Below are 25983 nucleotides of genomic sequence, written 5' to 3' on the forward strand. Positions count from 1 at the left end.
TCAAGATGACATGCAACCGGAGAACCAAATTAGTTTCTGGCCGAAAATGGACAAACAGCAGGCATAAACTTGTCTTCCGCCCGTATACATAGAAGTAAACGGACAACTTCCCAAACCAAGGAGGAACAAGTACATGAACCTGAATAAGCCGATCCGGTGGGCCGCCGTTACGGGCCTGATCTTGGTGATGACGACAGGCTGCTCACTGCTGGAAACGAAGGAACAATCCCGGCAAATCGACCCTCCGCCAGGCGGTGTGGAAGCGAAGCCTACGGCTGCGCAGGCGACGGCGGCTGAACTGGTAAATCCAATGTCTCTGACTTTGTATGCGAAGGACGAGCGCGGCTTCGTGGCGCCGGTGACCGTACAAATCGAAAAAGCTGTTGATACGGCGAAAAAAGCGCTGGAGTACATGGTGGACGGCGGACCGGCCGAGGGCCGGATGCCTGCAGGCTTTACCGCGCTGCTGCCCAAGGGAACGCAGGTGAAGGGAATTAACATTATAGCTGACCAGAAGCTGGCGGTTGTCGACTTCTCCAAGTCGTTCAACGATTATAATGTCCAGGATGAGCGCAAAATTTTGGAGGCCGTGACCTGGACGCTGACCGGGTATCCGACCGTGGAAAAGGTGCAAATCCGCGTCGAAGGCACGGCGATTCCGGAAATGCCTGTCGGCGGCACCCCGCTTGACGAGCCGCTGTCCCGCACGATGGGGATCAATCTGGAGAAGCCGGAGAGTGTCGAGTACGGTCAGGCAACGCCGGTCACCTTGTATTTCCTGAGTCACAATCAGGAGGATTACCTGTATTATGTGCCAGTGACCCGGCTAATAAAACGGACCGATCAAGTGGCCGAGGCGGTTATCCAGCAGCTGATCGCCGGACCGGACCAGAACAAGGGGCTGGCGGCTGTGCTGGATGCAGGCAGCGAGCTGCTGAACGTAACCAGCTCGCCGGATGTCATTACGGTCAATTTCTCGGATAAAATGCTGGGGCCGGACCAGAAGGCGCCTGCCGAGGCGCTCAAGTCGGTCGTCCTGTCCTTGACGGAAAACGCCGGAGCCGGTAAAAAGGTGCAAATTTTGATTAATGGCGACGCCAAGGTGAACGCAACGGACAATCAGAGCTACGCGAAGCCTGTGTCCCGTCCCTCTAACGTCAACCCGACGAAGTTGTAATCAAATAGCGACAGCGGACCCGGCGCAGCAGTCGCCGGGTTTGCTTTATGCCTCGCAGGCCGACCGTATTCGCCTTGCTCGCTGCCGTCCGAAAGCGCCGGAAAACCGGTTTGGTTTTCCAGGGACCCTTTGGTACAATGGGGTACGAGCAGCAGGCCAAAGGAGGACATACGACGTCTATGAGAAGCGATGGGAGAAGGAACGACCAGACGAGACCGATCAGCATCACGACCAATTATACGAAGCATGCGGAAGGCTCGGTGTTGATCGAGGTCGGCGAAACAAAGGTCATTTGTACGGCGTCTGTTGAGGAACGGGTGCCGCCTTTTATGAAAGGACAAGGCAAGGGCTGGGTGACGGCGGAATATTCGATGCTGCCCCGCGCTACAGCTGTCCGCAATCAGCGGGAAGCGGCCAAGGGCAAGCTCGGCGGCCGCACGATGGAAATTCAGCGGCTGATCGGCCGCGCGCTGCGCTCAGTGGTTAACCTGGAAGCGCTCGGCGAGCGCTCCATTACGCTTGATTGCGACGTCATTCAGGCGGACGGAGGAACGCGGACGACGTCGATTACCGGCGCCTTTGTCGCGATGGCGATCGCGATGGACAAGCTGGCCCGTGAGAAAAACTTGAGCCGCTTTCCGATTCAGGATTTTCTCGGCTCGGTCAGTGTCGGGATTGTGCAGGAGGCGGCTTCTCTTGATTTGAACTACGAGGAAGATTCAAAAGCAAAGGTCGATATGAACGTGGTGATGACCGGCCAAGGCAAATTCGTCGAGGTTCAGGGAACCGGCGAGGATGCGCCGTTTTCCCGTGAAGAGCTGGACACGCTGCTGGCGCTCGCCGAAGTCGGCATCCGTGCGATGAATGCCGAGCAGGAGAAGGCGCTGGGGCCGATTGCCGACCGGATCAGGGGGAACTTGCCGCATGCAGCCGCTCAAGCCTGACTTCTCCGAAATTGTGATCGCGACGCAAAATGCCGGGAAGGTCAAGGAGTTCGCGGCGATGTTCGGCGCTCAAGGCGTGACCGTGCGCAGCTTGCGCGATTATCCGGACATCCCCGACATCCCGGAGGATGGCGATACGTTTCTCGCCAACGCGCTGATTAAGGCGCGGGCCGTGGCGGCTGTGCTCGGCGTGCCCGTTATCGCCGACGACTCCGGGCTGGCCGTGGACCGGCTCGGCGGCGCGCCGGGCGTGTATTCGGCCCGCTACGCAGGCGAGCCGGCCGACGACGCGGCCAACAACCGCAAGCTGCTCGCCGAGCTGCGGCAGCTTGGTCCTGTGCCGACGGGCGCCGCCGCCCCCGTCGCGGAACAAGACGCCCGCCCCGCAGGCGAGGCGAGCGGGTTGCGCGGAGCGGCGGTACTGAGCGCCGCGCAGTTTGTAAGCTGCATCGTCTTTGTCGATGCGGAGGGCAAGTCCATTGCCGAGGTGCAGGGCGAATGCCCCGGCTTGATCGTAGACGAGCCGCGCGGCGACGGCGGCTTCGGGTATGACCCGCTGTTTTACGTGCCGCAGCTCGGGCGCACGATGGCGGAGCTTTCCATGGATGAGAAAAATGCGATCAGCCATCGCGGCCAAGCGCTTCGCAAGCTGTGGGCGGCGCTGCAGCGGACCGGCGGCGCTAGCTCAGCCGACTGAGCGTCCTTCCGGCTTTCGGCTAAGCGAAGGGCGTAGGTGTGCAACGGCCAAGCATGCGACAGACAACGGTTGGTCAGACATCGTCTGACGACGATAAACGAAGAAAAAGGCAGTCATGGACAGGATAGGCGTCCAGGGCTGCCTTTTTCAGCGGGAAACGGAGGAATGACTAACGTTGGGCTGTGGTCAGCATGCCAAAAACGAAATCCCGGGGCTAGCGAATCTAGCGGATCGACACCTTGTAGTGGCGCAGCCACGTATCGACCTGGGCCAAATAAGCGAATAGCTGCGGCCCGGTCATCAGTTGTCCGAACCACGGCAAATTAAATTGCCCGTTGTCTTGCTCCGCCAGCGCGCGGATTTTTTTCACATCAATAAAGGGCAGCAGCGGCGAGGAGGAGTCGTTTAAAATATCGAGCACCCAGCTGCGGACGGCAGTTAAGTAATTCGGGTTATGCGTTTTCGGATACGGGCTTTTTTTGCGCGTTAGCACATCCTCAGGCAGCACGCCGCGCAGCGCTTTGCGCAGGATGCCTTTCTCACGGTCGCCGGACGTCTTGATTTCCCAAGGGATATTCCAGACGTATTCCACCAGCCGGTGGTCGCAGAACGGCACGCGCACCTCCAGGCCGACGGCCATGCTCATCCGGTCCTTGCGATCGAGCAGCGTAGGCATGAACCGGGTAATATTCAAATAAGACATTTCCCGCATCCGGTTTTGCTGTTCATTCTCACCAGCAAGACGCGGCACCTCGGCCAGCGCCTGGCGGTAGCGGTCCTGTACATATTGCTCCGGCTTGACCCAGTCCGTGAAGTCCGGCGACAGCAGCGCGACCCGTTCCGGGGTAGCGAGCGACCAGGGGAAGGTGCCGGCCTGGAGCGCTTCGTCGCGGTGAAACCACGGATAGCCGCCGAAAATTTCATCCGCAGCTTCGCCCGATAACGCGACGGTCGCATCCTGCTTGATTTCCCGGCAAAACAAGTACAAAGAGCCGTCTACATCGGCCATCCCGGGCGTATCGCGAGCGAATACGACCGTTTTGAGCGATTCGACCAGCTCGGGCGTGTCAAATTCCTTCGCATGATGCACGGTGCCGAGTACATCGGTCATCCGTTTAATCCACGGAGCGTCGGCATTTGGCTGGAAGGCGTTGGCTTTGAAATGCTTGTCATTATCGACATAATCAATCGAATAGGTGTGCAGCGCGCCGAGTCCGCGCTCCTTATAGTAGGAAGCGGCGAAGGAGGTCAGAGCGCTGGAATCCAGCCCGCCTGACAGCAGTGTGCAGATCGGAACGTCCGAGGCAAGCTGGCGGATGACCGTATCCTTCAGCAAATCATGCACATGCGAGGCAGTTGTCTCCACATCGTCCGGGTGAGGCTTGCTTTCCAGCTTCCAATAGGTAGTGATGCGCAGACCGGAGGCGTCCATCGCCATCGCATGTCCGGGCTTCAGCTCGTGCATGTTGCGGTAAATGCCATGCCCTGGCGTCCGTGCAGGCCCGACGGCAAAAATTTCGGCTAAGCCCTCGCCGGATACCTCCGCCGGGAAGTCAGGATGAGCCAAAATCGCCTTGGGCTCGGAGCCAAACAGCAGGCGTCCGGGCGTATGGGCGTAGAACAGCGGCTTGACGCCAAGCCGGTCTCTGGCCAGAAATAAAGCCTGCGCTTCATCGTCCCAAATCGCGAAGGCAAAGATGCCGTTCAGCCGGTCCAGGCAGGCGCGTCCCCATTCGATGAAGGAAACAAGCAGCACCTCCGTATCGCAAGTGGTCGAGAAGCGGTGGCCGCGAATTTCCAGCTCCTTTTTCAGCTCCGGGGCATTGTACAGCTCCCCGTTATATACGATGGCAAACGTGTTGTCCCCGTATTTGCGGAGCATCGGCTGCGCGCCGTTGGCCGGGTCCATGACGCTCAGTCTTCGATGTCCGAGCGCGCAGCGAGGCGTAATCCAGGTGCCGGACGCATCCGGCCCGCGCAGCGCGAGCGTATCCGTCATATTGACTAAAACCGACGGGTGCAGAGTCAGGTCCAGGTTCCAATCAATCCACCCCGTGATGCCACACATAGGTCTTCATCCTCTCTGGTCTTGAAAATGACGGCGATTCAGCCTGTTGCAGGCGAGGCGCAAGATGTTTAAGCGTATGCGTCAGCCAGGCGTATCATGTCTGTCCAAGCCGTGCTGAGCCCCCCTGCGAAGGAAAGGGAAACATTGGACAAACGGGCGCGGACAAGCTACACTAAGGGAATTGGAAGGATTGGAAGCTCCCGTGTGTTCCTTGCATGCATAGAAAGGAACGGTTTTATCCCAACCTATAGCATATGGCGAGACTTGGGTGACTCAAGGGATCAACAAGAAAGGTGGTCGTCATGATGAAGAAAACGATGTCTGAGCAACAAAAGGAGTACAAAGAGGCAAAAGAGCTGTTCCAGGCAGCGAATGGCGAGTTCGAAAAAAAGCTGGCCACAACCAAGAAGCTCGGTAAAGTGGATCAGGAGGTTATGGAGCGCCTTGTGGAAGACACGGGTCTGCATACAGCCTTGAACCGTTTGGGCGCAGCCGAGAAGGCATTGCTTGAATGGTCGCATGAGATGATTCGCAATGAGCGTGATTATTTGAAAAATAAAGATTCCGTCGACCGCATGTACGCGTTCATTGACCAGAATCCGAATATTAAAGCGCAGCTGATCCAGGCTGCCATGAAGATGGAATAGTCGCGACACGTCATGACGGGCGGCCGGAGAAGAAACTCCGGCCGCCCTTTTTGTGACGCGTCCGCCAGCCTTGCGTTGCAGGCGGGCGGAGCTTGAGGCGGGCGCGAGAGCGCTCGCGTGCCGCCGGATCGTTGCTTGCGCGCCTGCTCTTTTGCCGGCTGCGCCGGGGAATCCGCAGCTGTTCCTGGGCCGGGCGCGGAAATTTTGCTTTCACGTGTGATATCCGTTACACTGCTGTCAAAGAGCCCCGATGAAAGGCGGTGGTGACCATGAGTTCGCTGCCACATGATAAATCGCATGATAATGTCATTCTTTTTCCAAAAACAGTGGAGTATTACCAGTATGAGCTGACCCGGCTGCTGGAGGCGGAGCGTTACGCGGAAGCGATGAAGCTGCTCGTGTTTTTGCTGGGCTGTCAGTCGGATGACGATACGGCCCGAGAGGAGTGGCAATCGCTGCTCGACTGGATGCGGATGATGTTTCCTGATCTTGCGGGCGGGGAACTGCCCGAAGAGGATGCTGACGAATCTGAAGCCGACCTGCTGCGCAGCCATCTGCTGGCCAAGGGCGAGCAAAGCGAGGCTTACGCGGAACGGTTGCTGGACACGATTCGCAGCCAGCAGGCTCCGGATAAGCTGATGCTTGCGCTGGACCAGCTTGCCTTTCTGGACCATGACCGGATTGACGACGCGCTGATTCGCTGGCTTCACGAGACGGAGCTGCACCCGCTGATCCAGTTCAAGACGCTGCAGACGCTGAGAAAGCGGGGGGCCGCCGGCTCCATCACTTTACATAAAAATGGGGAAAGCATTGTTTGCGACATTGAGGATACGCCGGAGGATTTCAATCGCTTTCCATCTCAGATTCAGGAAATTATTGTACGCGTGCAGGAAATCAGCGAGGTCAAGCACCCGGCGTTATCTTATTTCGCGGCCCAGACGTGGAATGAGTTTCTCGCTTACAGCTACGGTACCTCGGCTTACCGGCAAATGCTCAGGCAGGACGCGTCCTGTATTGACGTATGGGCGGCTGCGCTGCATCTTACGCTACTGGAGCGTGTATTCGACGGCGGAAACAAGGAGGAGCTGATGGAGCTGTACGGCATCACCTCGGACCTTATTTTCCAGTGGGAGCAAGCGTATCGCATGATGCAGCAGTTTGCGGCGGCGGTGTTCAAGCGAGGGCTGTAAAGGCGGCCGGATGGCTGTGAATACTTGGGTCGTCAATCATCTTGAAAACCTCAAGCTTTACGGGTATAATATAGTGGTTATATTGGCGGGCTTGTCCGTAATGCGGAACTAGGCAGCCAGGACGTGAAAATTGATTATGGACCATTTTTGGAGGGGAAGGCATAAAATGAAAGCAAGTTGGGAAAAAATAGAGAAGAACGTAGGCGTTCTTGATATCGAGGTTGACGCGGATCAGGTGGCCGCCGCTCTGGACAAGGCTTTCAAAAAAGTTGTAGCCAAAGTTAACGTTCCAGGGTTCCGCAAAGGCAAAGTGCCTCGCTCCATTTTCGAATCGAAATTCGGTGTGGAAAGCCTGTACCAGGATGCGCTTGACATCATCGTTCCGGATGCTTATGTAGCAGCCGTGCAAGAGACTGGCATTGTGCCGGTAGACCGTCCTGAAGTAGACGTCGAGCAATTCGCCAAGGGCCAAATCCTGAAGTTCAAAGCTAAGGTTGTCGTGAAGCCTGAGGTTGAGCTGGGCGAATACAAAGGCATCGAGCTTGAAGCGGGCGACTCCAGTGTGTCCGAAGACGAGATCGCGGCTGAGCTGGATCGTCTGCAGAAGCGTCATGCTGAGCTTGTTCCGGTTGAAGAAGGCGAAGCGCAAAACGGCGATGTCGTTGTCATTGACTTCGAAGGCTTTGTTGACGGCGTAGCATTTGAAGGCGGACAAGCTGAGCGTTACTCCCTGGAGCTGGGCTCCGGCAGCTTCATCCCTGGCTTCGAAGAGCAAGTAGTCGGTCTGGCCAAGGATGGCGAGAAGGACGTAACGGTTACATTCCCTGAGAACTACCATGCAGAAGAATTGAAGGGCAAAGAAGCCGTTTTCAAAATCAAGCTGCATGACATCAAGCGCAAAAACTTGCCTGCACTCGACGACGAGTTCGCCAAAGACGTCAGCGAGTTCGAAACGCTGGATGAATACAAGGCTGACCTGGCTGTAAAGCTCGGCGAGCGCAAAGAAAAAGAACTGAGCGGCAAAAAAGAAGCTGACGCGGTTGAAGCTGTTGCTTCCGCAGCGCAAGTGGAAATTCCGCAAGTGATGATTGATGACGAAGCGGAGCAAATGGTGAAGGAATTCGAAAACCGTCTGCGCACACAAGGTATGAACCTGGAGATGTACTACCAGTTCTCCGGTCAAACGCAAGAGGATCTGAAGGGTCAAATGGCTGGCGATGCTGAGAAGCGCGTCCGCAACAACCTGGTTCTCGAAGCGGTTGCCAAGGCTGAAGGCATCGAAGCTTCCCCAGAGGAAATCGAAGCCGAGCTGAACAACCTGGCTGGCATGTACGGCCGTTCGGTTGATGAAATCCGCAGCATTTTTGCGCAAAACGGTACCCTCGGTACGCTTGTGCAGGACGTTGTGGCTCGCAAAACGGTCAAATTCCTCGTAGATAACAGCAAAACGGCTTAAAGCTCCGGTTTCCGGCGCGTTATAGACAACAAAGGCACGTGTGTACTTATGCGTGCCTTTGTTTTATAGTTGGGCTGTCTGGGACATAGGGTTACATAGGCGTGAAGCCACATACATATGAAGTACATACGGTCGGCGCATCCGGATGGATGCAGCCGGCAAACGAGGTTACATAGGCGGAGTCAGGCTCGATATGACTTTGCCAGTCAAACGTGTTACAATATCGGGTAAGGCAAAGTAAGGCTAGGCACTTTTCGAAGTAAAGGGGTTGGAATCGTTGACTCTGGTACCTATGGTTGTCGAACAGGAAGGTCGCGGCGAACGCTCGTACGATATTTATTCGCGTCTGCTCAAGGACCGCATCATTTTTTTGGGGAGCGCGATTGATGACGACGTCGCCAACCTGGTCATTGCCCAGTTGCTGTTTTTGACTGCGCAGGACTCTGAGAAAGATATCAGCTTGTACATTAACTCTCCGGGCGGTTCGGTGACGGCCGGGATGGGTATATATGATACAATGCAGTTTATTAAGCCGGACGTATCCACGATTTGCGTCGGGATGGCCGCAAGCATGGGTTCGCTGCTGCTGACGGCTGGCGCCAAAGGCAAACGTTTCGCGCTGCCGAACAGCGAAGTGATGATTCATCAGCCGCTGGGCGGTGTTCGCGGGCAAGCTTCGGACATCAAGATTCACGCCGACTGGATTATCAAGACGAAGCAGAAGCTCAACCAGATTTACGTGGAACGCACCGGTCAGCCCTACGAACGTATTGAACGCGACACAGACCGAGACAACTTCATGAGCGCTGAAGAGGCCAAAGCTTATGGGCTCATTGATGCGGTTATCACTCGCAGTGATTTGACTTAGAAAAGGAGTGATTCCATGTTTAAGTTTAACGATGAGAAAGGTCAGCTGAAATGCTCCTTCTGCGGCAAATCCCAGGAGCAGGTGCGCAAGCTGGTCGCCGGTCCCGGCGTTTATATATGCGACGAATGCATCGAGCTTTGTACGGAAATCGTGGAAGAGGAGCTGGGCCACGAGGAAGAGCTTGATCTGAAGGATGTGCCGAAGCCGAAGGAAATTCGCGCGATTCTCGATTCCTACGTCATCGGTCAGGAGCAAGCGAAAAAATCAATGTCGGTAGCGGTTTACAATCACTACAAGCGGATTAACTCGCAAGGCAGCAAGACGGATGAGGTTGAGCTGCAGAAGTCCAACATCGTGCTGGTCGGTCCGACCGGAAGCGGGAAAACGCTGCTGGCGCAGACGCTTGCAAAAATTTTGAACGTGCCGTTTGCGATCGCCGATGCGACGTCCTTGACCGAAGCGGGTTATGTCGGTGAAGATGTAGAGAACATTTTGCTCAAGCTGATTCAGGCTGCTGATTACGATGTGGAGAAAGCCGAGCGCGGCATTATCTACATCGACGAAATTGATAAAGTGGCTCGCAAGTCGGAAAATCCGTCGATTACCCGCGACGTTTCCGGCGAAGGCGTTCAGCAGGCATTGCTGAAAATTCTGGAAGGCACGGTCGCTTCCGTTCCGCCGCAAGGCGGGCGCAAGCATCCGCACCAGGAATTTATCCAGATTGATACAACAAACATTTTGTTTATTTGCGGCGGCGCTTTTGATGGATTGGAGCAAATTATTAAACGCCGGATCGGGAAAAAGGTGATTGGCTTCGGTACGGACGGTCAGAAGGCTGACTTGAAGCCGGGCGAATATTTATCCCTCGTTCTGCCGGAAGATTTGCTCAAATTCGGTCTTATTCCAGAGTTTGTCGGCCGTTTGCCGGTCATCTCGACGCTGGAGCCGCTTGACGAAGCCGCTTTGGTTCGGATTTTGACGGAGCCGCGCAACGCGCTTGTCAAACAATACCAGAAGCTGCTCGACATCGACGGCGTTACGCTGGAATTCGACACCGAGGCGCTTGAGGAAATCGCGAAGGAAGCGATCAAGCGGAATACGGGAGCACGCGGACTGCGCGCCATCATCGAGGGCATTATGCTTGAAGTGATGTACGAAGCTCCATCGCGCACCGAATCGTCCAAATGCGTCGTTACGAAGGAAGCCGTTCAAGAGAAAATCGCGCCGCCGATTACGGCTGTCGATGCTCCATCGGTGAAGAAAAAGGAAGAAAGCGCGTAAGCGTATAAATACAAACAAACCCGGACACCTCCAATTTGCGATCGGAACCCCCTTTTCATCGAAGGCGCGTTTCGCCCTTCGCAAAACGGAGGATGTTTGGGTTCATGGGAGAGAAGAGACGAACATGTTCCACAGATCGGAAACGATACCGGTTAAAGTCGGCAACTTGACCATCGGCGGAAGCAACGAGGTCATCATCCAGAGTATGTGTACGACCAAAACGGCTGATGTGCAAGCGACCGTGGCAGAAATTCACCGCTTGGAGGAGGCTGGCTGCCAAATCGTGCGAGTGACGGTCAATAATAAAGAAGCGGCGGAAGCCATCAAGGAAATCAAGAAGCAAATTTCAATCCCGCTCGTCGCTGACATCCACTTCGATCACCGGCTGGCATTGCTGGCGATCGAAAATGGCATTGACAAGGTTCGAATCAACCCAGGCAACATTGGTCGCCGCGAGAAGGTCGAAGCCGTAGTGAAGGCGTGTAAGGAGAGAAATATTCCGATTCGGATCGGGGTTAACGCAGGCTCGCTGGAAAATCATCTGCTGGAGAAGTACGGCTATCCGACGCCGGAAGCGATGGTGGAGAGCGCCTTGTACCATATCGGCATTTTGGAAGAACTGGACTTCCATAATATTATCGTCTCGCTGAAAGCTTCCGATGTGCCGATGGCGATCGCGGCTTACACGAAAGCTGCTGCGGCTTTCCGCTATCCGCTCCATATGGGCATTACGGAAGCAGGCACGCTGTTTTCCGGAACCGTGAAGAGCGCGGCCGGTCTCGGGGCACTGCTCAGCATGGGGCTTGGCTCTACGATTCGCATCTCGCTGAGCGCTGACCCGGTTGAGGAGGTCAAGGTGTGCCGTGAGCTGCTCAAATCCTTCGGACTGATTACGAATGCCGCGACACTCGTTTCCTGCCCGACCTGCGGCCGACTGGACATCGACCTGTTTTCGATTGCCAATGAGGTCGAAGAGTACATCTCCAAGCTCAAGGTGCCAATTAAAGTATCCGTGCTTGGCTGTGCCGTAAACGGACCGGGGGAAGCGCGGGAAGCCGATATTGGCATCGCGGGTGCGCGCGGCGAAGGGCTGCTGTTCCGCTACGGAGAGATGATCCGCAAAGTGCCGGAAGCTGAGCTGCTAAGCGAGCTGAAGAAAGAAATTGATGTCATCGTGGAGCATTTCGAACGGACGGGAGAAATCCCGGGTCGCAAGCATCACGCCGGCGTGTAGCTGAATAAGCACTGCAATGCGAAAACGGACGCTCGGTGGAGCGTTCGTTTTTGTAATTTTAATTTGGTTGAGCGATTCGGGAACAAATGTTTCATTTCCGATTCATCATCAGCATGGTAAGGCCTACAAATTTTGCTTTCAAGCAAGCGCGTGCTTCTGGAGCTGTTACAAAGCTTTGTAAGTCGCAGCTGGGTACAGCGAATTGACGAGGAGCATAAGGCCATGAATGGTTCGGAGATGAATTGCTTAATTTTCGCTATATATTGTTTGATGTACACACGTATAACGAAGAAAAGCAGCTGGAACTGTCGAATTTCATCGGATTGGAACAGATGCATGGGGATATATTTCCATTGTCCCGCACCTGGATCAAGCTGGTGACACATGACGATAAGCTAAGGTGTAGAAATGGAGGTCCCACATGATGGGACTTTTTTTATGCCCGTTTCTGTATAGTTTTTTGCCGGGCCGCACACAATGAACATGCTAAATCATTCCACGTCGAAAGAGGCGAGCATGTTGAAAATAAAATCTGCGGCTGTTTTGGTCGCTTGTGTGCTGCTTACGTTAGGGACACTGCCCTGGGCAGGTTCAGCGGCAGCGGTTGCTTCACCATTGAAGCCTGCGCCGGAGCCGGGTGAGCTGCGGCGAGTTGCGCTTGTCATTGACGATTTCGGCAACGACATGCAGGGGACGGAGCAAATGATGGCGCTGCCCGTTCCTTTTGCTGCGGCTGTCATGCCATTTTTGCCTACGACCAAGCGAGATGCGGAATGGGCGCATAAAGTCGGCCAAACGGTTATTGTCCATATGCCGATGGAGCCGAATGCGGGTAAGCCCGAATGGCTTGGTCCAGGGGCCATTACGGCCGGGTTGACAGATGAGCAGGTGCGCCAGCGCATCACAGCCGCTATTGACGATGTGCCGCATGCGGTCGGCATCAATAACCATATGGGCTCCAAAGTGACGGCCAACGAACGGATCATGCGGATCATTTTGACCGTGTGCAAGGAACGTGGGCTCTTTATGCTGGACAGCCGGACGACGGACAAAAGCGTAGTCGGCCGCATCGCTGCAGAGCTTGGCGTGCCGACCGCCGGCAATGATTTGTTTATGGATGACGTCTACACGCGCGGTCATATCGGCAAGCAGGCGGCCAAGCTGCAAAGGTTGGCCAATACCCGGCAGAAAACCATTGTTATCGGCCATGTTGGCGTACCGGGCAAGCTGACCGCCGAAGCGCTGAAACGGGTGATCCCGGTGATCCAGCAATCGGGATCGAAGTTTGTGCCGCTTGCCGAGCTGATGCAATGAACAGAAATACGGTTTTCTGAACTGGCTATTGGTCCCGGTTCCTACGGGCTGCTTTCGGCATGATCGCGTAAATAAGCGGCCACGCCGTCCGCTACCTGCCGGGCGATTGCCTGCTGTCCTTTCTCGCTGACCAGCAGCTCCCGGTCCTGGGCATTCGTAAGAAAGCCGACCTCCACGATGACGGTAGGCGCTTTGGAGTATTTCAGCAAGTAATATGTGCGTCCGTAAACCGGCTCGTGCGGGATGCCGTAAAAATCGTTAAGACGAGCTTGCAGCGCCTTTGCCAGCTCATGGCTGCCTTTATCCTTCTGGTGCAAAATGATCGCGCCACGGGCCCTTGCGCGTTTGGCGGCGTTCACGTGCAGGCTGATGACGACACGCGGCTTTACTTCATTGGCCAGATGCGCCCGCTGCGCCAAATCTTTGATATGGCGCGATTTGGAGCGAAGCCACAAATTTTCCGCGCTGAGCGCATAGTCGCCGGTGCGGTTGATCAGCACCAGATAACCTTGCTGGCGCAGCAAATCATAGGTTTGTCTGGCTATCGCCAAATTGATGTTTTTCTCTTCGATGTCACCGTACATGGTGCCGCTGTCGATGCCGCCATGCCCCACATCAATGACGACATCTACGCCGGACATGGCGGGGTGGTCGGTTTTAATTTCGGGCAGCAGGAAGGATTCGGGCAGCGATTGAGGGGCAGCGGCGGCGGCCGTGGTCGGCGAGCTGAGCAGCAGCAGGCTGACGAAAGCAATCCGGCAAAAGCTGCGAACTGTTGGCAAAGTCATATCGGCTTCCTTTCCCGGAGCACCGGATCGAAATTAAAGACTCATGCTTAGCTTTCCGAAAAAGTTTGCGCCTTATAGGGATTAATGCTGTAAGCGGAGGGCAATACTACCAATTAGTATTCGCAAGCAGGAGGGAGAAGGAAACATGAACATCAGTATGGTTTTAATGGTGATCCAATTGTTTTTTGCCATCGTCATCGGTTTGTACTTTTGGAATTTGCTGCGCAACCAACAAACCAATCGTTCGGCCGTGGATAAAGAATCGAAGAAGGAGCTGGAGAAGCTTCGCCGCTTGCGGACCATTTCCTTGAACAAGCCGCTTGCCGAGAAAACAAGGCCGCAGGCGATGGACGATATCGTCGGTCAAAAGGAAGGGCTGCGTGCGCTGAAGGCATCCCTGTGCGGCGCTAATCCCCAGCATGTGATCGTCTACGGTCCTCCGGGCGTCGGTAAAACGGCAGCGGCTCGCGTCGTCCTCGAAGAAGCGAAAAAAAATCCGGAATCGCCGTTCCGGCCCGATGCAAAATTCACTGAAATTGACGCGACAACGGCGCGATTTGACGAACGTGGCATTGCCGACCCGCTGATCGGCTCCGTGCATGACCCCATTTACCAGGGAGCCGGAGCGATGGGCGTTGCCGGTATACCGCAGCCGAAGCCGGGCGCTGTAACCAAGGCGCATGGCGGCATTCTGTTTATCGACGAAATCGGCGAGCTGCACCCGCATCAGATGAATAAGCTGCTCAAGGTGCTGGAGGACCGCAAGGTGTTTCTGGAGAGTGCTTATTACAATTCGGAGGATACGAATGTTCCGAGTTATATTCATGATGTGTTCCAAAACGGACTGCCCGCAGACTTCCGGCTCGTCGGCGCGACGACACGGAATCCGTCTGATTTGCCGCCGGCCATTCGCTCGCGCTGCATGGAAATTTTTTTCCGTCCGCTGCTGCCGGATGAAATTGGTTTGATCGCGGCCAAGGCGCTGAAAAAAATCGGCTTTCCCGATAACCCGGCCGCCGTCGATGTGGTGAAGCGATACGCGACGAACGGGCGCGAGGCGGTTAACGTCATTCAGCTTGCTGCCGGCATGGCGCTGACCGACCAACGGCGCGAGCTGACGGCGGCCGATGTGGAGTGGGTCGTGAACAGCTCGCAAATTTCCCCGCGTCCCGAGCGGAAAATTCAAAGCCGTCCCGAAATCGGTCTCGTCAACGGACTGGCCGTGTACGGGCCGAATCTCGGCATGCTGCTCGATATTGAGGTGACGGCGATTGCCGCCGCCCGTCCGGGAGCCGGTCAATTTACGATCACAGGTGTTGTCGATGAGGAAGAAATGGGCGGCGGCTCGCGGACGCTGCGCCGCAAAAGCATGGCTCGCGGCTCGGTGGAAAATGTGCTGACCGTGCTGCGCCGCAAGCAGCTGAACCCATATGATTATGATCTGCATATCAACTTTCCCGGCGGCATTCCGATTGACGGGCCTTCGGCCGGGGTGGCGATGGCCGTCGCGATTGCATCGGCGATCAAGCAAATTCCGGTCGATAATCAAATTGCCATGACCGGCGAAATCAGTATTCATGGCAAAGTAAAGCCTGTAGGCGGCGTCATTGCCAAGGTGGAGGCGGCTTTTCAGGCGGGGGCAACCCGCGTTCTTATTCCGAAGGAAAACTGGCAGGAAATATTTGCAGGGCTGAACGGACTGGAAGTCATCCCTGTCGATTCCATTGAGGAGGCGCTGCACCATTCCCTCGGTTTGCAGCTTACCGAACGGGTGGAGCATGAACCGCTGCCTGCCGATGTTGCCGCTCCTGCTTCCGTTAAAGTGCTGCACGCCGACGCGCTCGAATAGAGCGCGTTTTTGGTTTGCCGCGCGCTCGGGCTCTCTTGCTAACGCCCGTTGCGCACCGATTTCCACTTATAACGCTGCTTGTTTCGGGAGAAACTCCATGAAGAACAGCTTCCCTTATTGGTGTTTTACGGCTAATTTTGCTAAGATAAAGAAAGCGTAAAGCGACGATCATCACGTCAGAACAGTGTGGAGGTGCCCTGAGGATGGGACCGAGCAAACATAAAATGCGTCGGCTGCCGCTGCTGCCGCTGCGGGGACTGCTGGTGTATCCGAGTATGGTGTTGCATTTGGACGTAGGGCGGGAAAAGTCGGTTCGAGCTTTGGAGAAGGCGATGGTGGACGACAGCCTGATTTTGCTCTGCTCACAGTCCGAGGTCAATATTGAGGAACCGAAATCGGAGGACATTTACCGGATCGGCACGATTGCCAAAGTACGGCAGATGCTTAAGCTTCCGAACGGAACGATTCGAGTGCTGGTTGAAGGCATCGTGCGAGCTGAAATCGCCGAATTTCTCACGAACGAGGAATATTATGAGGTGAATGTCCGCGAGCTGCCGGAGCAGGAAACGTCCGATCCCGAAATTGACGCGCTGATGCGCACGGTACTGAACCAATTCGAGCATTATATTAATTTATCAAAGAAAGTGACGCCGGAGACACTCGCCGCTGTATCGGACATTGATGAGCCGGGCAGACTGGCCGATGTCATCTGCAGTCACCTGTCGTTGAAAATTAAAGATAAACAGGAAATTCTGGAAACGGTTGACGTTCGGCTGCGGCTGGAAAAGCTGCTAAGCATTCTCAACAATGAGCGGGAAGTGCTGGAGCTGGAGCGTAAAATTAGCCAGCGCGTCAAAAAGCAGATGGAGAAAACCCAAAAGGAATATTATCTCCGCGAGCAGATGAAGGCCATCCAGAAGGAGCTTGGCGAGAAGGAAGGCCGCGCCGGTGAGGTTGAGGAGCTGCGCAATCAGTTAAACGACAGCGATGTGCCGGGAAAAGTGCGCGAGAAGATCGAGAAGGAAATCGAGCGTCTGGAGAAAATGCCGGCGACCTCGGCAGAAGGCTCGGTTATCCGCAACTATATCGACTGGCTGCTCGGGCTGCCATGGTCACATCTCACCGAGGATGACCTCGATATTCACAAGGCCGAGGAAATTTTAAATCAGGATCATTACGGACTGGAGAAGCCGAAGGAACGGGTGCTTGAATACTTGGCCGTCCAGAAGCTGGTCAAAAAGCTCAAGGGGCCGATTTTGTGTCTGGTCGGACCTCCAGGGGTCGGTAAAACGTCGATCGCCCGCTCGATTGCCCGCTCGCTGAATCGCGAGTTTGTCCGGATTTCGCTCGGCGGCGTGCGCGACGAAGCGGAAATTCGCGGTCATCGTCGTACTTATGTCGGTGCGATGCCGGGACGTATTATTCAAGGCATGAAAACGGCCGGAACGGCGAACCCGGTGTTCCTGCTTGATGAAATCGACAAGATGGCGATGGATTTCCGGGGTGACCCGGCGTCTGCGCTGCTGGAGGTGCTTGACCCGGAGCAAAACAGCACATTCAGCGACCATTACGTCGAAGTGCCATTTGACTTGTCCAACGTTATGTTTGTGACCACGGCTAATGCCGTTCATAATATTCCGCGCCCGCTGCTGGACCGGATGGAAGTGCTATACATTCCGGGTTACACGGAAATCGAGAAGCTGAACATCGCTCAGAACTACCTGCTGCCCAAGCAGAAGCGTGATCACGGCCTGGAGGAGACGCAGCTTATCTACGAGGAAAGCGCCGTGATGCGTACGGTGCGTGAATACACTCGGGAGGCCGGTGTCCGCAACCTGGAGCAGCAGCTCGCGTCTGTGTGCCGGAAGGCGGCCAAGCAGATCGTCGGCGGTGCAGCGCAGGTGCATGTGTCGCCGGATAATCTGAAGGAGTTTCTCGGCGCGGCCAAGTTTCGCTTCGGCGTCGCCGAGGAGCGCGACCAGATCGGCGCAGTTACGGGGCTGGCCTGGACTGAGGTGGGCGGCGATACGCTGGTCATCGAGGTGACGGTGATGCCGGGCAACGGCAAGCTGACGCTGACGGGCAAGCTCGGCGACGTCATGAAGGAATCGGCGCAGGCGGCGTTCAGCTATACCCGCTCGCGTGTCGAGCAATTCCGCATTCAGCCGGACTTTCACGAGAAGTTCGATATTCATATTCATATCCCCGAAGGCGCGATTCCGAAGGACGGACCGTCCGCGGGCATTACGATGGGGACGGCGCTGATCTCGGCGCTGACGAATATTCCGGTGTCGCGGCAGGTGGCGATGACCGGCGAAATAACGCTGCGCGGCCGTGTGCTGCCAATCGGCGGACTCAAGGAAAAATGTCTGGCTGCGCACCGCGCCGGCATCCGCACGATTATTTTGCCGAAGGATAATGAGAAGGATATTGAGGAAATTCCGGAAAGCGTCCGCGCTGAGCTGACCTTTCACCCGGTTTCCCATATGGACCAGGTGCTGGAGCATGCTTTGGTGAAGCCAGCCCGGGTGTAGACCAATGAAACACGAAATGAGTGAGTGCAGCAATGAAGGTCAATCAAGCTGAGTTTATTATCAGTGCGGTTGGTCCGAGTCAGTATCCTGCGGATGCCTTGCCGGAGCTAGCTTTGGCAGGGCGTTCCAATGTCGGGAAGTCTTCGCTGATCAATCGGATGATCAACCGCAAAAATTTAGCCAGAACGAGCTCCAAGCCCGGCAAAACGCAGCAGCTGAACTATTACCGGATTAATTCGGATTTATATTTCGTGGATTTGCCAGGCTACGGCTACGCTCAGGTATCCAAGACGGAACGGGAGAAATGGGGCAAGTTTATCGAAGCGTACCTGCTGGAGCGTGAGCCGCTCAAGCTGGTGCTGCTGATCATCGACTTGCGCCATCCGCCGTCCAAGGATGATCAGGCCATGTATGACTGGCTGAAGCATAACGGCGTGCCCATTTGTATCGTCACAACGAAGGCGGATAAAATTCCGAAGGGCAAGTGGCAGAAGCACGTCAAGATTGTGCGGGAAACGCTCGGTGCAGACAAAGACGATCAACTGGTGCTGTTTTCCTCGGAGCTTGGCCTCGGCAAAGACGAGCTGTGGAGCATCATTGAGCAGCGAATCGGTTACGGAGCCGATGATGCGTCCATTTCATCAGAAGCGTCGGAGCAGCCGGAGTCGTCTGAGCCGGCTGCGCAGGCGTCGAACGATCCGGCTTAGCGGCAGATCGTTGCAGACTGGCTACGTCAAAGAAGACCATTTCCATCGGAAAAGGTCTTCTTTGACGTAGCGGCTCGATTGATTTCCGTTAAACGAGCTGCGCAGCAGATTAAATGAGCTTGACCGAGATCGGGCCGCTACAAAATCTATTCCGATTTATTTTAACATCAATATTGGGGTTTGTTTTCAGAGTTACATCCATGCCTATAGCCTCTTTTCTTGCTGCTTAACGGCTTTTCACTAGCAAATCAATAGCTTGCTGAACGATTTTGCTCGAATCTCTTCCGGCTTCCTTTTCTTCCATAATACATTGCTCAAGATTGACAGCGACAATGTACGCAATGGCTTTATCCGCAGCGCTTCTTACGGCGGACAATTGGGCCACAACGTCTTTGCAGGACTGCTCTTCCTCCATCATCTTCAATACGCCGCGAATTTGCCCTTCCACCCGCTTTAATCTTTTTTTAACATCCTCATCATATTGCATGCCGAGACCATCCTTTCAAATATACCCATACAGGTATATTATTGCCGATCCGTCTCCTAAAAACAATGCCGCTTGGCTGCATCAAATAAACAAATTAACTTTGGCATCCGCAGCATCACCTAAGTACGCGGCAACGCCTGCAAAGTCGATCCCGTCCAACAGCTCTTCTTTCTGTAAGCCAAGCAGGTCCATCGTCATGGTGCAAGCAACCAATTTGACATCTTGTTCCTGAGCGAGTTCGATAAGCTGCGGCAGCGTCATAGCGTTGTGCTTCTTCATAACGTGCTTAATCATTTTGGGACCCAGGCCGCCGAAATTCATATTGGACAAGCCAAGCTTGCTCGCGCCGCGGGGCATCATTTTGGCGAACAGCGTCTCTAGCCAGCCTTTTTTTACAACAACAGCTTCATCCTTACGCAGAGCATTCAAGCCCCAGAACGTGAAGAAAATCGTCACCTCGTGATCATAAGCGGCGGCCCCATTGGCAATAATGAATGCAGCTATCGCTTTATCCAGCTCCCCGCTGAATAAGACAATCGTGGATTTTTCTTTATTCATTTGGAGGCAGTCACTTGTCATTTTTCGCCACCACAATCAAATCAGCCATGAATATTCTTCTCCTTTTACGATAAATTAGTGATGATGAACGGCACAGCGATTCGGTCCAATTTCAAGCTGTACCGCGTGGCCGGGCTCTACGTACAGCTCGCCGCGATTGATGGCGATAATTTCTTCGAAATTCGGGGGCTTTTCCGTGGAAGCAGCTCCTGCGACCTGTTCCGTAAATGCTTCGCGGTCCGTAGTTCGCATGATTTCGTTATTTCTTCGGATGTCGCCAAGCATCGCTCCGACGATACCGTCATCATTCGTTTCCCGAATATCGGCGTAATGGGCCGGCAAAACCAGCACATCGTCCGATAGCTCACTTATTGTGCCGAACACGGTATCGTACAAGTCCTGCGCCCATTCCTTCGCTTTGCCGCCCAGGTCAGGCCGACCTAACCCGCCGACAAAGATCGTGTCACCCGACATCAAATATTGGCGATTCAGCAAAAATGATGTGGAGCCCGGGGTATGTCCCGGCGTCGGCATCGCCAGGATTTCCACTGCGGCTTGACCAAAGTGAATGGCTTTGTGCTTCTCCAACGGCTCATAGCTCAAGGCGGTTCCCTTGGCTTCTCCGGAGGAAATATAGTAGGTCGCTCCTGTCCTTCTCGCAAGCTCTGGCCCGCCAGAGATGTGGTCGGCATGTAAATGGGAATCTACGATATGCTCAATCGTAAAGTTGTGCTGCTTGGATAATTCGAGATAGAACTCAATCCTTTGGCTCGGATCGACGAGCATGCCTTTTCCTTGAGAAATGATAGCGTAGGAAAGACATCCCTTGGCCAAGCGGTTAATCTGAAGCAGCTTCAGGTTGTCTTCAAGGATGACGACTGCTGGATGGTGGAATTGGCTCCAGGCCAGCATTCCTCCATCCAGCACAGAGGTTTTGTAGCCTTTTTCAGCTAGTGCTTCTGCAACGAATTGAGCCGATCCCCCTTTGGAGCAAACGATCACGATCTCCTCGTTTTCCGGCAGAGCCTTTAGGATGCTCTCGTCCTCCTCCAGAAAATTGAAGTAAGGAATATTCATGGAAACCACTTGTTTCCCTTCGATTTTCCAGCTTTCAAATTCCTCGTTATTGCGTACATCCAGAACGAACACGCTCCCGCCATTGCTCATCCTGGCATGCAAATGCTCGGCGGTGGTTAATGAAACTTTACTCATGTCGACTCCTCCGGTAATCATATTGGAAATCAGGCTTACTTGAACAAATGAAATTAATCTTGCTCCAGTTCATCTGCCCACGCCAGCATGCCGGGAATTACATTTTTAATGCGTGAAAATCCATGCTCTGCCAGCAGCTGGCAAGCCATATCGCTTCGGGTGCCTGTACGGCATATCACATAATAGTCCTTATTAGGGTCCAGCAAAGACAGCTGTTCTTCAAGGAGGCCCAGAGGGATCGAGATGGCGCCCGGAATGCGACCGAATGCATACTCGACCGGTTCCCGAACGTCAATGATATTCAGTGCTTCTGCTGAGATTAGTTTGGCGTGAAGCTCTTGATTTGTTGTCGTATGGGGATACGTGTTTTCGGTTTTCGTTTCGGCGGCTTCACCTTTGCGAATAAAATGGCGGAAAACGTCGTTTTCTTCCTTCAAGCCTACATACTGATGCCCGCTCCGACTGGCCCAGCTCTTTAAGTCAGCAACCGAGCCTTTATCGGTCGTACGGATTTCCAATACTTCGCCGGCTTTCATGTCATCAACGGCTTTCTTGGTTCGTACGACGGGCAATGGGCACGCGAGCCCTTCACATTTCAGTGTGCGATCTGCCAGTAAAGTTGTCATGATAAACCTCCAGATATTTAAAATAGTTAAGGACTTCGCAAACAAAGAAGCTGCTGCCAGACGAAAATACGATTTTATACCCATACCCGTTGGGGTATACAGAAACTATAATTATTTTTGTGCTTTTCGTCAAGCCCTTTGTGAACGAGGTCAGAAACTGCCTTGCTTTTCAGTGAAGCGCACGTTTTCGGTCATTGGGAAACAATTGCGAAAGAAATTGAGGTTTCTGGCGTTTCCTTTGGCTCAATTCCGATAAAAAGCAGATTTTTCTGAAATCCGGCGAAATACCCGAGTTTGCAAGCAGGAATATGAAATAAATATGTAGTATAATGGATACGGAATACTAACGTGTTAACGTATCGTGTTTCATCAGAGGCTTTCCAGGTTCGAAAACAATGAATTGAGGGATTTTTATGGCAAATAGGTTAGCGACCGTATATGTCAAAACCTGCCTACAGTTAACGGAAGCCGAGATGAGCAGCTTTATTCGGATGTTCGGCGATCATGGAGCTTCTATGCAAGTGCAAGTGCTGGAAAACGGGAATCATGAGGTTGTACTGGAGGATGACGCAGGCGAAGCGATTATCCTGTCCTTCGAACGCCACATGAATATGTATGTTTGTCAGGGTACTTGCCGCATTCATAACAAAAATCTCGTCAACGCCATGCGGAAAGCGGTATCCTTGTTCAAAGGCGATGCCGTTGTTCACCGGATTTACGCTGGTTACACGATGATCTATACGTACAAGCAAGGAGCCGTCGTTAAAATTACGGAGAACACGGATACTGCGGAAAGGCTTGTGTACGAATACCGCGATACGCTTGGCCAATTGGAGCAGCTGTTTCACAAAAACGAAGTGGAAGCTGAAATCAATGCCATCCGCAAGCAAATCAACCAGCTGCTCGATTTGAGAAACGAGATGCAGGACAATGGCCTGCGGGAGCAAATTGATGGCCGCTTGCACAAGCTGACGCACCGCTTATTTATACTCGAAGCCTGAATTCCTATATGTGAAAATGCGCATTTGTTTAGAAGACCCGTCTGGTTCGCTGCAATTGGCGATCGCCGGGTTCTTTTCTATTTCAGGGGCTTGTCCGCAAGCGGCTCGAAAAATAATGAGGTCTGTCTGCTGTAAAGCTTACACATCGGTCATGCCGCTGACATATTGTGCTCATGTACGTTACAGGAAAAATCTTAATAAATTAGTTTTCGAAAAAGTATTGCATTTCTGTTCGGTAGATGTTATTTTTATTTTCGTTGAAAACAAAATAGGAACCAGGATTCACTCAGGACATTGAATGTTGCGAGAGATTTTTCCCTCGAGAGAAGTGAATGACGTAGGTCCTAGCGGATGAAATTTTCAAAACATTTTATTCCTAGGAAGGGGGAACCGAAAGATGGAATACTCAACTTTCGGAAGACACGTAGCCGTAGACACATGGGGAGTTAACTTTGAACTTCTCAACAGTGCGGAATGGCTGCAAGCGCAAATGGTAGAAGCTGCTGAGGCATGTGGTGCAACGGTGATGTCGGTACAATCCAAGCAATTTGAGCCCCAGGGAGCAACGGTACTTGTATTGCTTTCGGAAAGTCATCTCTCCATTCATACGTATCCTGAGAGAGGATTCGCGGCTCTTGATTGTTACACTTGCGGCGAAACGGTTGATCCTCAACTCGCGATCGAGCACATGCTGTCTGTATTGAAGCCTGAGAAGGTACACGCGAAGAAAATCGTTCGCGGGATCGGCGAATTGCAAGTGGAGACGCCGGTTATGAATTATGCTTTGGTGAAATAAGAAACGACACTCTAAAAAAGTTACTGACATATGATAGTCTCGGAGCTTTCAAGCTTCGAGGCTATTTCTTTTACAGCCGTATAGGATTGGGTAAATGCGATAAAACTGACAGAGGAGGCGTGATGAGCGTCCGTTTGCCGGGCTGTGACGAAGCGCACAGTGATGCGTTTCACAGCCTGATAAAATAAATTTGTGAAAGCGAGTTAAAAAAACTTTCATAAATGTTGTCGAAGAATCGCACATAGCTGTGCTATAATGAAGTGAAAATTTAGAGGAGGGGGCAGGTGAACCAGATGCATATCGTCGTGGCGGGGTTGAATTATCGGACGGCACCCGTGTCTATTCGCGAGAAATTTACATTCGCCGATGGTGATTTGCCGTTGGCGCTGCAAGAGCTAAAAGCAACCAGGAGCGTGATGGAATGCGTCATCGTGGGCACCTGTAACCGGACGGAATTGTATGTGGCCGTAGATACGCAGCAGCTGTGCGCGCGTTATTTGCGCAACTTTTTTGAACAGTGGTTTCATGTGCCCAAGGAGCAGTTCAACGAGCACTTATATATTTATGAGCATGAGGAAGCTGTCGAGCATTTGCTGCGGGTAACGAGCGGGCTGGACTCGATGGTCATCGGCGAGACGCAAATTCTCGGTCAGGTACGCGACGCGTTTTTGCTGGCGCAGCAGTTGAAAACAACGGGCGTGTTGTTTAACTCGGTGTTCAAGCAGGCGATTACGATGGCGAAGCGGGCGCATTTCGAGACTGGCATTGGAGAAAATCCGGTATCTGTCAGTTATGCGGCAGTAGAGCTGGGCAAACGGATTTTCGGCAGCTATGAGAATAAAAAAGTGCTGATTATCGGAGCGGGCAAAATGAGCGAGCTTACGGTGAAGCATCTCTGTAGCAGCGGCGCCAGCAAGGTGACGGTGATCAACCGCACTTTAAGCCGTGCCAAAGAGCTGGCAGAACGCTTCGGAGGCGTGGCAAGTACCATGGACAAGCTCTCCGTTCACCTGGAGGAGGCGGATATTGTAATCAGCTCGACCGGCTCGTCCGGTTATGTGCTGACCGCCGAGCAGGTGTCCTGTATTTTGCAGCGGCGCAGAGCGCGACCGCTGTTTATGATGGATATTGCTGTACCGCGAGATTTGGACCCGCGTCTTGGCGAGATGCCAAACGTGTTCCTGTATGATATTGACAATCTGCAATCATTGGTGAATGCCCATATGGAAGAACGACACAAGGCGGCTGTCCAGATTGAAGAAATGATCAAAGCCGAAATGGTCGCCTTCGAGCAATGGTCCAAGACGCTTGGTGTCAGTCCCGTCATCCAAGCGCTGCAAACGAAAGCCTCCCTCATCCATGAGGAAACGATGGACAGCCTGATGAAGAAGCTGCCGGAGCTGGATGAGCGGGAATTGAAGGTCATCGGCAAGCTGACCAAAAGCATCGTGAACCAGATGCTGCGCGATCCGATTGTCCGCATTAAAGAAATGGCCGCAGAGCGTCACGGCGATGAGGCGCTGGACTTGTTCACGAAAATTTTTGCTCTTGAGGAGCAATTGGATGGGCAGAAACGGGCGGAGCAAGAGCTGCGGCAGCGGGAAGCGGAGGACGCGCAGGAGCGCGCCAAAGAGGAACTGCTGGCCAAGGTGCGGGCGACCGTGCCCGGCGAGCTGCTGGCTAAGGCCTGATCCGGAAAGGATAGACCATGGTCACCCAAACCTGGTTTTACGATGCGATACTTTATACGTATGCCCTGAGCCTCCTGTTTTACTTCGCGGATTTCAACAATCCGAATCGAAGCGCAAAACGGATGGGGACAGGGTTGCTTCTTTTTGTCTGGGTTCTGCAAACCGGTTATTTGATTTCCAGTCTCAGCTCTCATGTTTCCTTATCCGCATTTTCCGTGTTTGAAACGTTGTTTATTTTTGCCTGGCTGCTGGTGACGATCTCCCTTGCGGTCAGCCGGTTTTTCCGGATCGAGCTGTTTGTGTTTCTCGTCAACGTGCTTGGATTTGCTGTGCTGGCGCTGAATATGTTTTCGAAGCCGGACGTGTCGCCTGCTTTGTCGAACTGGAATATCAAGGATGAGCTGTTGTTTATTCACATTTCGCTTGCAGTGGCCGGATATGCGGCTTTTGTCGTATCGGCGGTGTTTTCGGGGATGTACCTGTTTCTTCACCGCAAGCTCAAGGAGAAGCAATGGTCGCAAAATATGCAGCGGCTGCCCAGTCTGGAGAAAATGGACCACTTCGCGCTTGTGTCGGTGCTGATCGGCGCTCCGCTGCTGCTGTTGACAATTTCGCTCGGTATTGTATGGATTTCGCTGCAGGGCGATTACCGGCTGTTTTTTGATCCGAAGGTATTAAATTCGTGGTTTGTGCTATTGGCTTATATTTTTTATTTGTTTCAGCGGACGATGCTCAAGGCGCCCGGCAATCGGCTTGCTTTGTGGAATTTGGCGGCATTCGTCATTACATTGACCAATCTGGTGCTCAGCAATTATTATTCGACCTTCCATCAGTGGTCGTAAGAAGGGCGGTTCGGCC

Annotated in this window: 23 protein-coding genes; 17 read left to right on the forward strand and 6 right to left on the reverse strand. The window is 53.6% G+C overall.

The features are described 5' to 3' along the window. Positions 1-133 precede the first annotated feature (133 nt). The 3 genes from AC6ROY_RS13115 (at position 134) to AC6ROY_RS13125 (ending at position 2818) form a co-directional block, all read left to right on the forward strand. Entirely contained in the window at positions 134-1177 is a 1044-nt protein-coding gene (locus AC6ROY_RS13115; RefSeq protein ID WP_500100950.1) for a GerMN domain-containing protein, read from the forward strand. A gap of 179 nt (positions 1178-1356) precedes the next feature. After that, positions 1357-2121 (forward strand): ribonuclease PH, encoded by a 765-nt coding sequence (rph, locus tag AC6ROY_RS13120; RefSeq protein WP_500100951.1) that lies wholly within the window; start codon positions 1357-1359, stop codon positions 2119-2121. Further along, positions 2102-2818 carry a non-canonical purine NTP pyrophosphatase gene (locus tag AC6ROY_RS13125; RefSeq protein ID WP_500100952.1) on the forward strand — a complete coding sequence of 239 codons (717 nt, stop codon included), beginning with the start codon at positions 2102-2104 and terminating at the stop codon, positions 2816-2818. Before rph ends, AC6ROY_RS13125 begins: the two co-directional genes overlap by 20 nt. Positions 2819-3041: 223 nt before the next feature. Here the strand turns inward: AC6ROY_RS13125 and asnB are convergent, their stop codons facing one another. Then, positions 3042-4886, reverse strand: a complete 1845-nt coding sequence (gene asnB, locus AC6ROY_RS13130) for an asparagine synthase (glutamine-hydrolyzing) (protein ID WP_500100953.1) — start codon at positions 4884-4886, stop codon at positions 3042-3044. 305 nt (positions 4887-5191) lie between these two features. Here asnB and AC6ROY_RS13135 point away from each other — a divergent pair, with 305 nt between their 5' ends. From AC6ROY_RS13135 to AC6ROY_RS13165, 7 genes are all read left to right on the forward strand, one after another. Further along, positions 5192-5533: a hypothetical protein gene (locus AC6ROY_RS13135; protein ID WP_500100954.1), complete on the forward strand. Its 342-nt coding sequence runs from the start codon at positions 5192-5194 to the stop codon at positions 5531-5533. Between the two features lie 269 nt (positions 5534-5802). After that, positions 5803-6723: a hypothetical protein gene (locus AC6ROY_RS13140; protein WP_500100956.1), complete on the forward strand. Its 921-nt coding sequence runs from the start codon at positions 5803-5805 to the stop codon at positions 6721-6723. Between the two features lie 166 nt (positions 6724-6889). Next, a complete protein-coding gene (tig, locus tag AC6ROY_RS13145; RefSeq protein ID WP_500100958.1) occupies positions 6890-8179 on the forward strand; it encodes a trigger factor in 1290 nt (429 codons plus the stop codon). 277 nt (positions 8180-8456) lie between these two features. After that, positions 8457-9047, forward strand: coding sequence for an ATP-dependent Clp endopeptidase proteolytic subunit ClpP (clpP, locus tag AC6ROY_RS13150; RefSeq protein ID WP_500100960.1), 591 nt, complete (start codon positions 8457-8459; stop codon positions 9045-9047). Positions 9048-9062: 15 nt separating this feature from the next. Next, entirely contained in the window at positions 9063-10328 is a 1266-nt protein-coding gene (gene clpX / locus AC6ROY_RS13155) for an ATP-dependent protease ATP-binding subunit ClpX (RefSeq protein ID WP_500100962.1), read from the forward strand. Between the two features lie 124 nt (positions 10329-10452). Continuing rightward, on the forward strand, positions 10453-11562 hold the full coding sequence (gene ispG / locus AC6ROY_RS13160) for a flavodoxin-dependent (E)-4-hydroxy-3-methylbut-2-enyl-diphosphate synthase (protein WP_500100963.1): 1110 nt from the start codon (positions 10453-10455) through the stop codon (positions 11560-11562). A 516-nt stretch (positions 11563-12078) separates the two neighbouring features. Continuing rightward, a complete protein-coding gene (locus AC6ROY_RS13165; RefSeq protein ID WP_500100964.1) occupies positions 12079-12876 on the forward strand; it encodes a divergent polysaccharide deacetylase family protein in 798 nt (265 codons plus the stop codon). A 41-nt stretch (positions 12877-12917) separates the two neighbouring features. On the opposite strand, the gene AC6ROY_RS13170 is transcribed toward AC6ROY_RS13165, so the two are convergent. Beyond that, on the reverse strand, positions 12918-13664 hold the full coding sequence (locus AC6ROY_RS13170) for an N-acetylmuramoyl-L-alanine amidase family protein (RefSeq protein ID WP_500100966.1): 747 nt from the start codon (positions 13662-13664) through the stop codon (positions 12918-12920). A gap of 145 nt (positions 13665-13809) precedes the next feature. Between AC6ROY_RS13170 and lonB the strand changes: the two genes are divergently transcribed. From lonB to yihA, 3 genes are all read left to right on the forward strand, one after another. Beyond that, on the forward strand, positions 13810-15513 hold the full coding sequence (gene lonB / locus AC6ROY_RS13175; protein WP_500100968.1) for an ATP-dependent protease LonB: 1704 nt from the start codon (positions 13810-13812) through the stop codon (positions 15511-15513). A gap of 203 nt (positions 15514-15716) precedes the next feature. Next, positions 15717-18047, forward strand: coding sequence for an endopeptidase La (lon, locus tag AC6ROY_RS13180; protein WP_500100969.1), 2331 nt, complete (start codon positions 15717-15719; stop codon positions 18045-18047). A 32-nt stretch (positions 18048-18079) separates the two neighbouring features. Further along, entirely contained in the window at positions 18080-18754 is a 675-nt protein-coding gene (gene yihA, locus AC6ROY_RS13185) for a ribosome biogenesis GTP-binding protein YihA/YsxC (protein ID WP_500100970.1), read from the forward strand. Between the two features lie 226 nt (positions 18755-18980). Here the strand turns inward: yihA and AC6ROY_RS13190 are convergent, their stop codons facing one another. From AC6ROY_RS13190 to AC6ROY_RS13205, 4 genes are all read right to left on the reverse strand, one after another. Further along, positions 18981-19241: a metal-sensitive transcriptional regulator gene (locus AC6ROY_RS13190; protein ID WP_500100971.1), complete on the reverse strand. Its 261-nt coding sequence runs from the start codon at positions 19239-19241 to the stop codon at positions 18981-18983. An 81-nt stretch (positions 19242-19322) separates the two neighbouring features. After that, a complete protein-coding gene (locus tag AC6ROY_RS13195; RefSeq protein ID WP_500100972.1) occupies positions 19323-19799 on the reverse strand; it encodes a DsrE/DsrF/DrsH-like family protein in 477 nt (158 codons plus the stop codon). Between the two features lie 75 nt (positions 19800-19874). Beyond that, the gene (locus AC6ROY_RS13200) at positions 19875-21011 is read right to left on the reverse strand and encodes an MBL fold metallo-hydrolase (protein WP_500100973.1); all 1137 of its coding nucleotides are present in this window, start codon (positions 21009-21011) and stop codon (positions 19875-19877) included. Positions 21012-21064: 53 nt separating this feature from the next. Continuing rightward, a complete protein-coding gene (locus AC6ROY_RS13205) occupies positions 21065-21637 on the reverse strand; it encodes a sulfurtransferase TusA family protein (RefSeq protein WP_500100974.1) in 573 nt (190 codons plus the stop codon). A 413-nt stretch (positions 21638-22050) separates the two neighbouring features. On the opposite strand from AC6ROY_RS13205, the gene AC6ROY_RS13210 reads away from it, so the two are divergent. The 4 genes from AC6ROY_RS13210 (at position 22051) to ccsA (ending at position 25967) form a co-directional block, all read left to right on the forward strand. After that, the gene (locus AC6ROY_RS13210) at positions 22051-22638 is read left to right on the forward strand and encodes a non-ribosomal peptide synthetase module (protein ID WP_500100975.1); all 588 of its coding nucleotides are present in this window, start codon (positions 22051-22053) and stop codon (positions 22636-22638) included. Between the two features lie 397 nt (positions 22639-23035). Further along, positions 23036-23434 carry an adenosylmethionine decarboxylase gene (speD, locus tag AC6ROY_RS13215; RefSeq protein WP_500100976.1) on the forward strand — a complete coding sequence of 133 codons (399 nt, stop codon included), beginning with the start codon at positions 23036-23038 and terminating at the stop codon, positions 23432-23434. Between the two features lie 293 nt (positions 23435-23727). Beyond that, positions 23728-25125, forward strand: a complete 1398-nt coding sequence (gene hemA / locus AC6ROY_RS13220; protein WP_500101072.1) for a glutamyl-tRNA reductase — start codon at positions 23728-23730, stop codon at positions 25123-25125. A 17-nt stretch (positions 25126-25142) separates the two neighbouring features. After that, positions 25143-25967, forward strand: coding sequence for a cytochrome c biogenesis protein CcsA (ccsA, locus tag AC6ROY_RS13225; protein ID WP_500100977.1), 825 nt, complete (start codon positions 25143-25145; stop codon positions 25965-25967). The last annotated feature ends 16 nt before the right edge of the window (positions 25968-25983 follow it).

Source organism: Paenibacillus sp. sg306046 (assembly GCF_059821225.1).

What these genes read in the sequence shown, in the direction of transcription:
- AC6ROY_RS13165 (WP_500100964.1), top strand. Translation starts at nt 12,079, where the DNA reads ATGTTGAAAATAAAATCTGCGGCTGTTTTGGTCGCTTGTGTGCTGCTT.
- AC6ROY_RS13205 (WP_500100974.1), bottom strand. Translation starts at nt 21,637, where the DNA reads ATGACAACTTTACTGGCAGATCGCACACTGAAATGTGAAGGGCTCGCG.
- speD (WP_500100976.1), top strand. Translation starts at nt 23,036, where the DNA reads ATGGAATACTCAACTTTCGGAAGACACGTAGCCGTAGACACATGGGGA.
- AC6ROY_RS13195 (WP_500100972.1), bottom strand. Translation starts at nt 19,799, where the DNA reads ATGAATAAAGAAAAATCCACGATTGTCTTATTCAGCGGGGAGCTGGAT.
- ccsA (WP_500100977.1), top strand. Translation starts at nt 25,143, where the DNA reads ATGGTCACCCAAACCTGGTTTTACGATGCGATACTTTATACGTATGCC.
- AC6ROY_RS13125 (WP_500100952.1), top strand. Translation starts at nt 2,102, where the DNA reads ATGCAGCCGCTCAAGCCTGACTTCTCCGAAATTGTGATCGCGACGCAA.
- hemA (WP_500101072.1), top strand. Translation starts at nt 23,728, where the DNA reads ATGCATATCGTCGTGGCGGGGTTGAATTATCGGACGGCACCCGTGTCT.
- tig (WP_500100958.1), top strand. Translation starts at nt 6,890, where the DNA reads ATGAAAGCAAGTTGGGAAAAAATAGAGAAGAACGTAGGCGTTCTTGAT.
- AC6ROY_RS13115 (WP_500100950.1), top strand. Translation starts at nt 134, where the DNA reads ATGAACCTGAATAAGCCGATCCGGTGGGCCGCCGTTACGGGCCTGATC.
- AC6ROY_RS13210 (WP_500100975.1), top strand. Translation starts at nt 22,051, where the DNA reads ATGGCAAATAGGTTAGCGACCGTATATGTCAAAACCTGCCTACAGTTA.
- ispG (WP_500100963.1), top strand. Translation starts at nt 10,453, where the DNA reads ATGTTCCACAGATCGGAAACGATACCGGTTAAAGTCGGCAACTTGACC.
- AC6ROY_RS13190 (WP_500100971.1), bottom strand. Translation starts at nt 19,241, where the DNA reads ATGCAATATGATGAGGATGTTAAAAAAAGATTAAAGCGGGTGGAAGGG.
- lon (WP_500100969.1), top strand. Translation starts at nt 15,717, where the DNA reads ATGGGACCGAGCAAACATAAAATGCGTCGGCTGCCGCTGCTGCCGCTG.
- asnB (WP_500100953.1), bottom strand. Translation starts at nt 4,886, where the DNA reads ATGTGTGGCATCACGGGGTGGATTGATTGGAACCTGGACCTGACTCTG.
- rph (WP_500100951.1), top strand. Translation starts at nt 1,357, where the DNA reads ATGAGAAGCGATGGGAGAAGGAACGACCAGACGAGACCGATCAGCATC.
- yihA (WP_500100970.1), top strand. Translation starts at nt 18,080, where the DNA reads ATGAAGGTCAATCAAGCTGAGTTTATTATCAGTGCGGTTGGTCCGAGT.
- AC6ROY_RS13170 (WP_500100966.1), bottom strand. Translation starts at nt 13,664, where the DNA reads ATGACTTTGCCAACAGTTCGCAGCTTTTGCCGGATTGCTTTCGTCAGC.
- AC6ROY_RS13135 (WP_500100954.1), top strand. Translation starts at nt 5,192, where the DNA reads ATGAAGAAAACGATGTCTGAGCAACAAAAGGAGTACAAAGAGGCAAAA.
- clpX (WP_500100962.1), top strand. Translation starts at nt 9,063, where the DNA reads ATGTTTAAGTTTAACGATGAGAAAGGTCAGCTGAAATGCTCCTTCTGC.
- lonB (WP_500100968.1), top strand. Translation starts at nt 13,810, where the DNA reads ATGAACATCAGTATGGTTTTAATGGTGATCCAATTGTTTTTTGCCATC.
- AC6ROY_RS13200 (WP_500100973.1), bottom strand. Translation starts at nt 21,011, where the DNA reads ATGAGTAAAGTTTCATTAACCACCGCCGAGCATTTGCATGCCAGGATG.
- AC6ROY_RS13140 (WP_500100956.1), top strand. Translation starts at nt 5,803, where the DNA reads ATGAGTTCGCTGCCACATGATAAATCGCATGATAATGTCATTCTTTTT.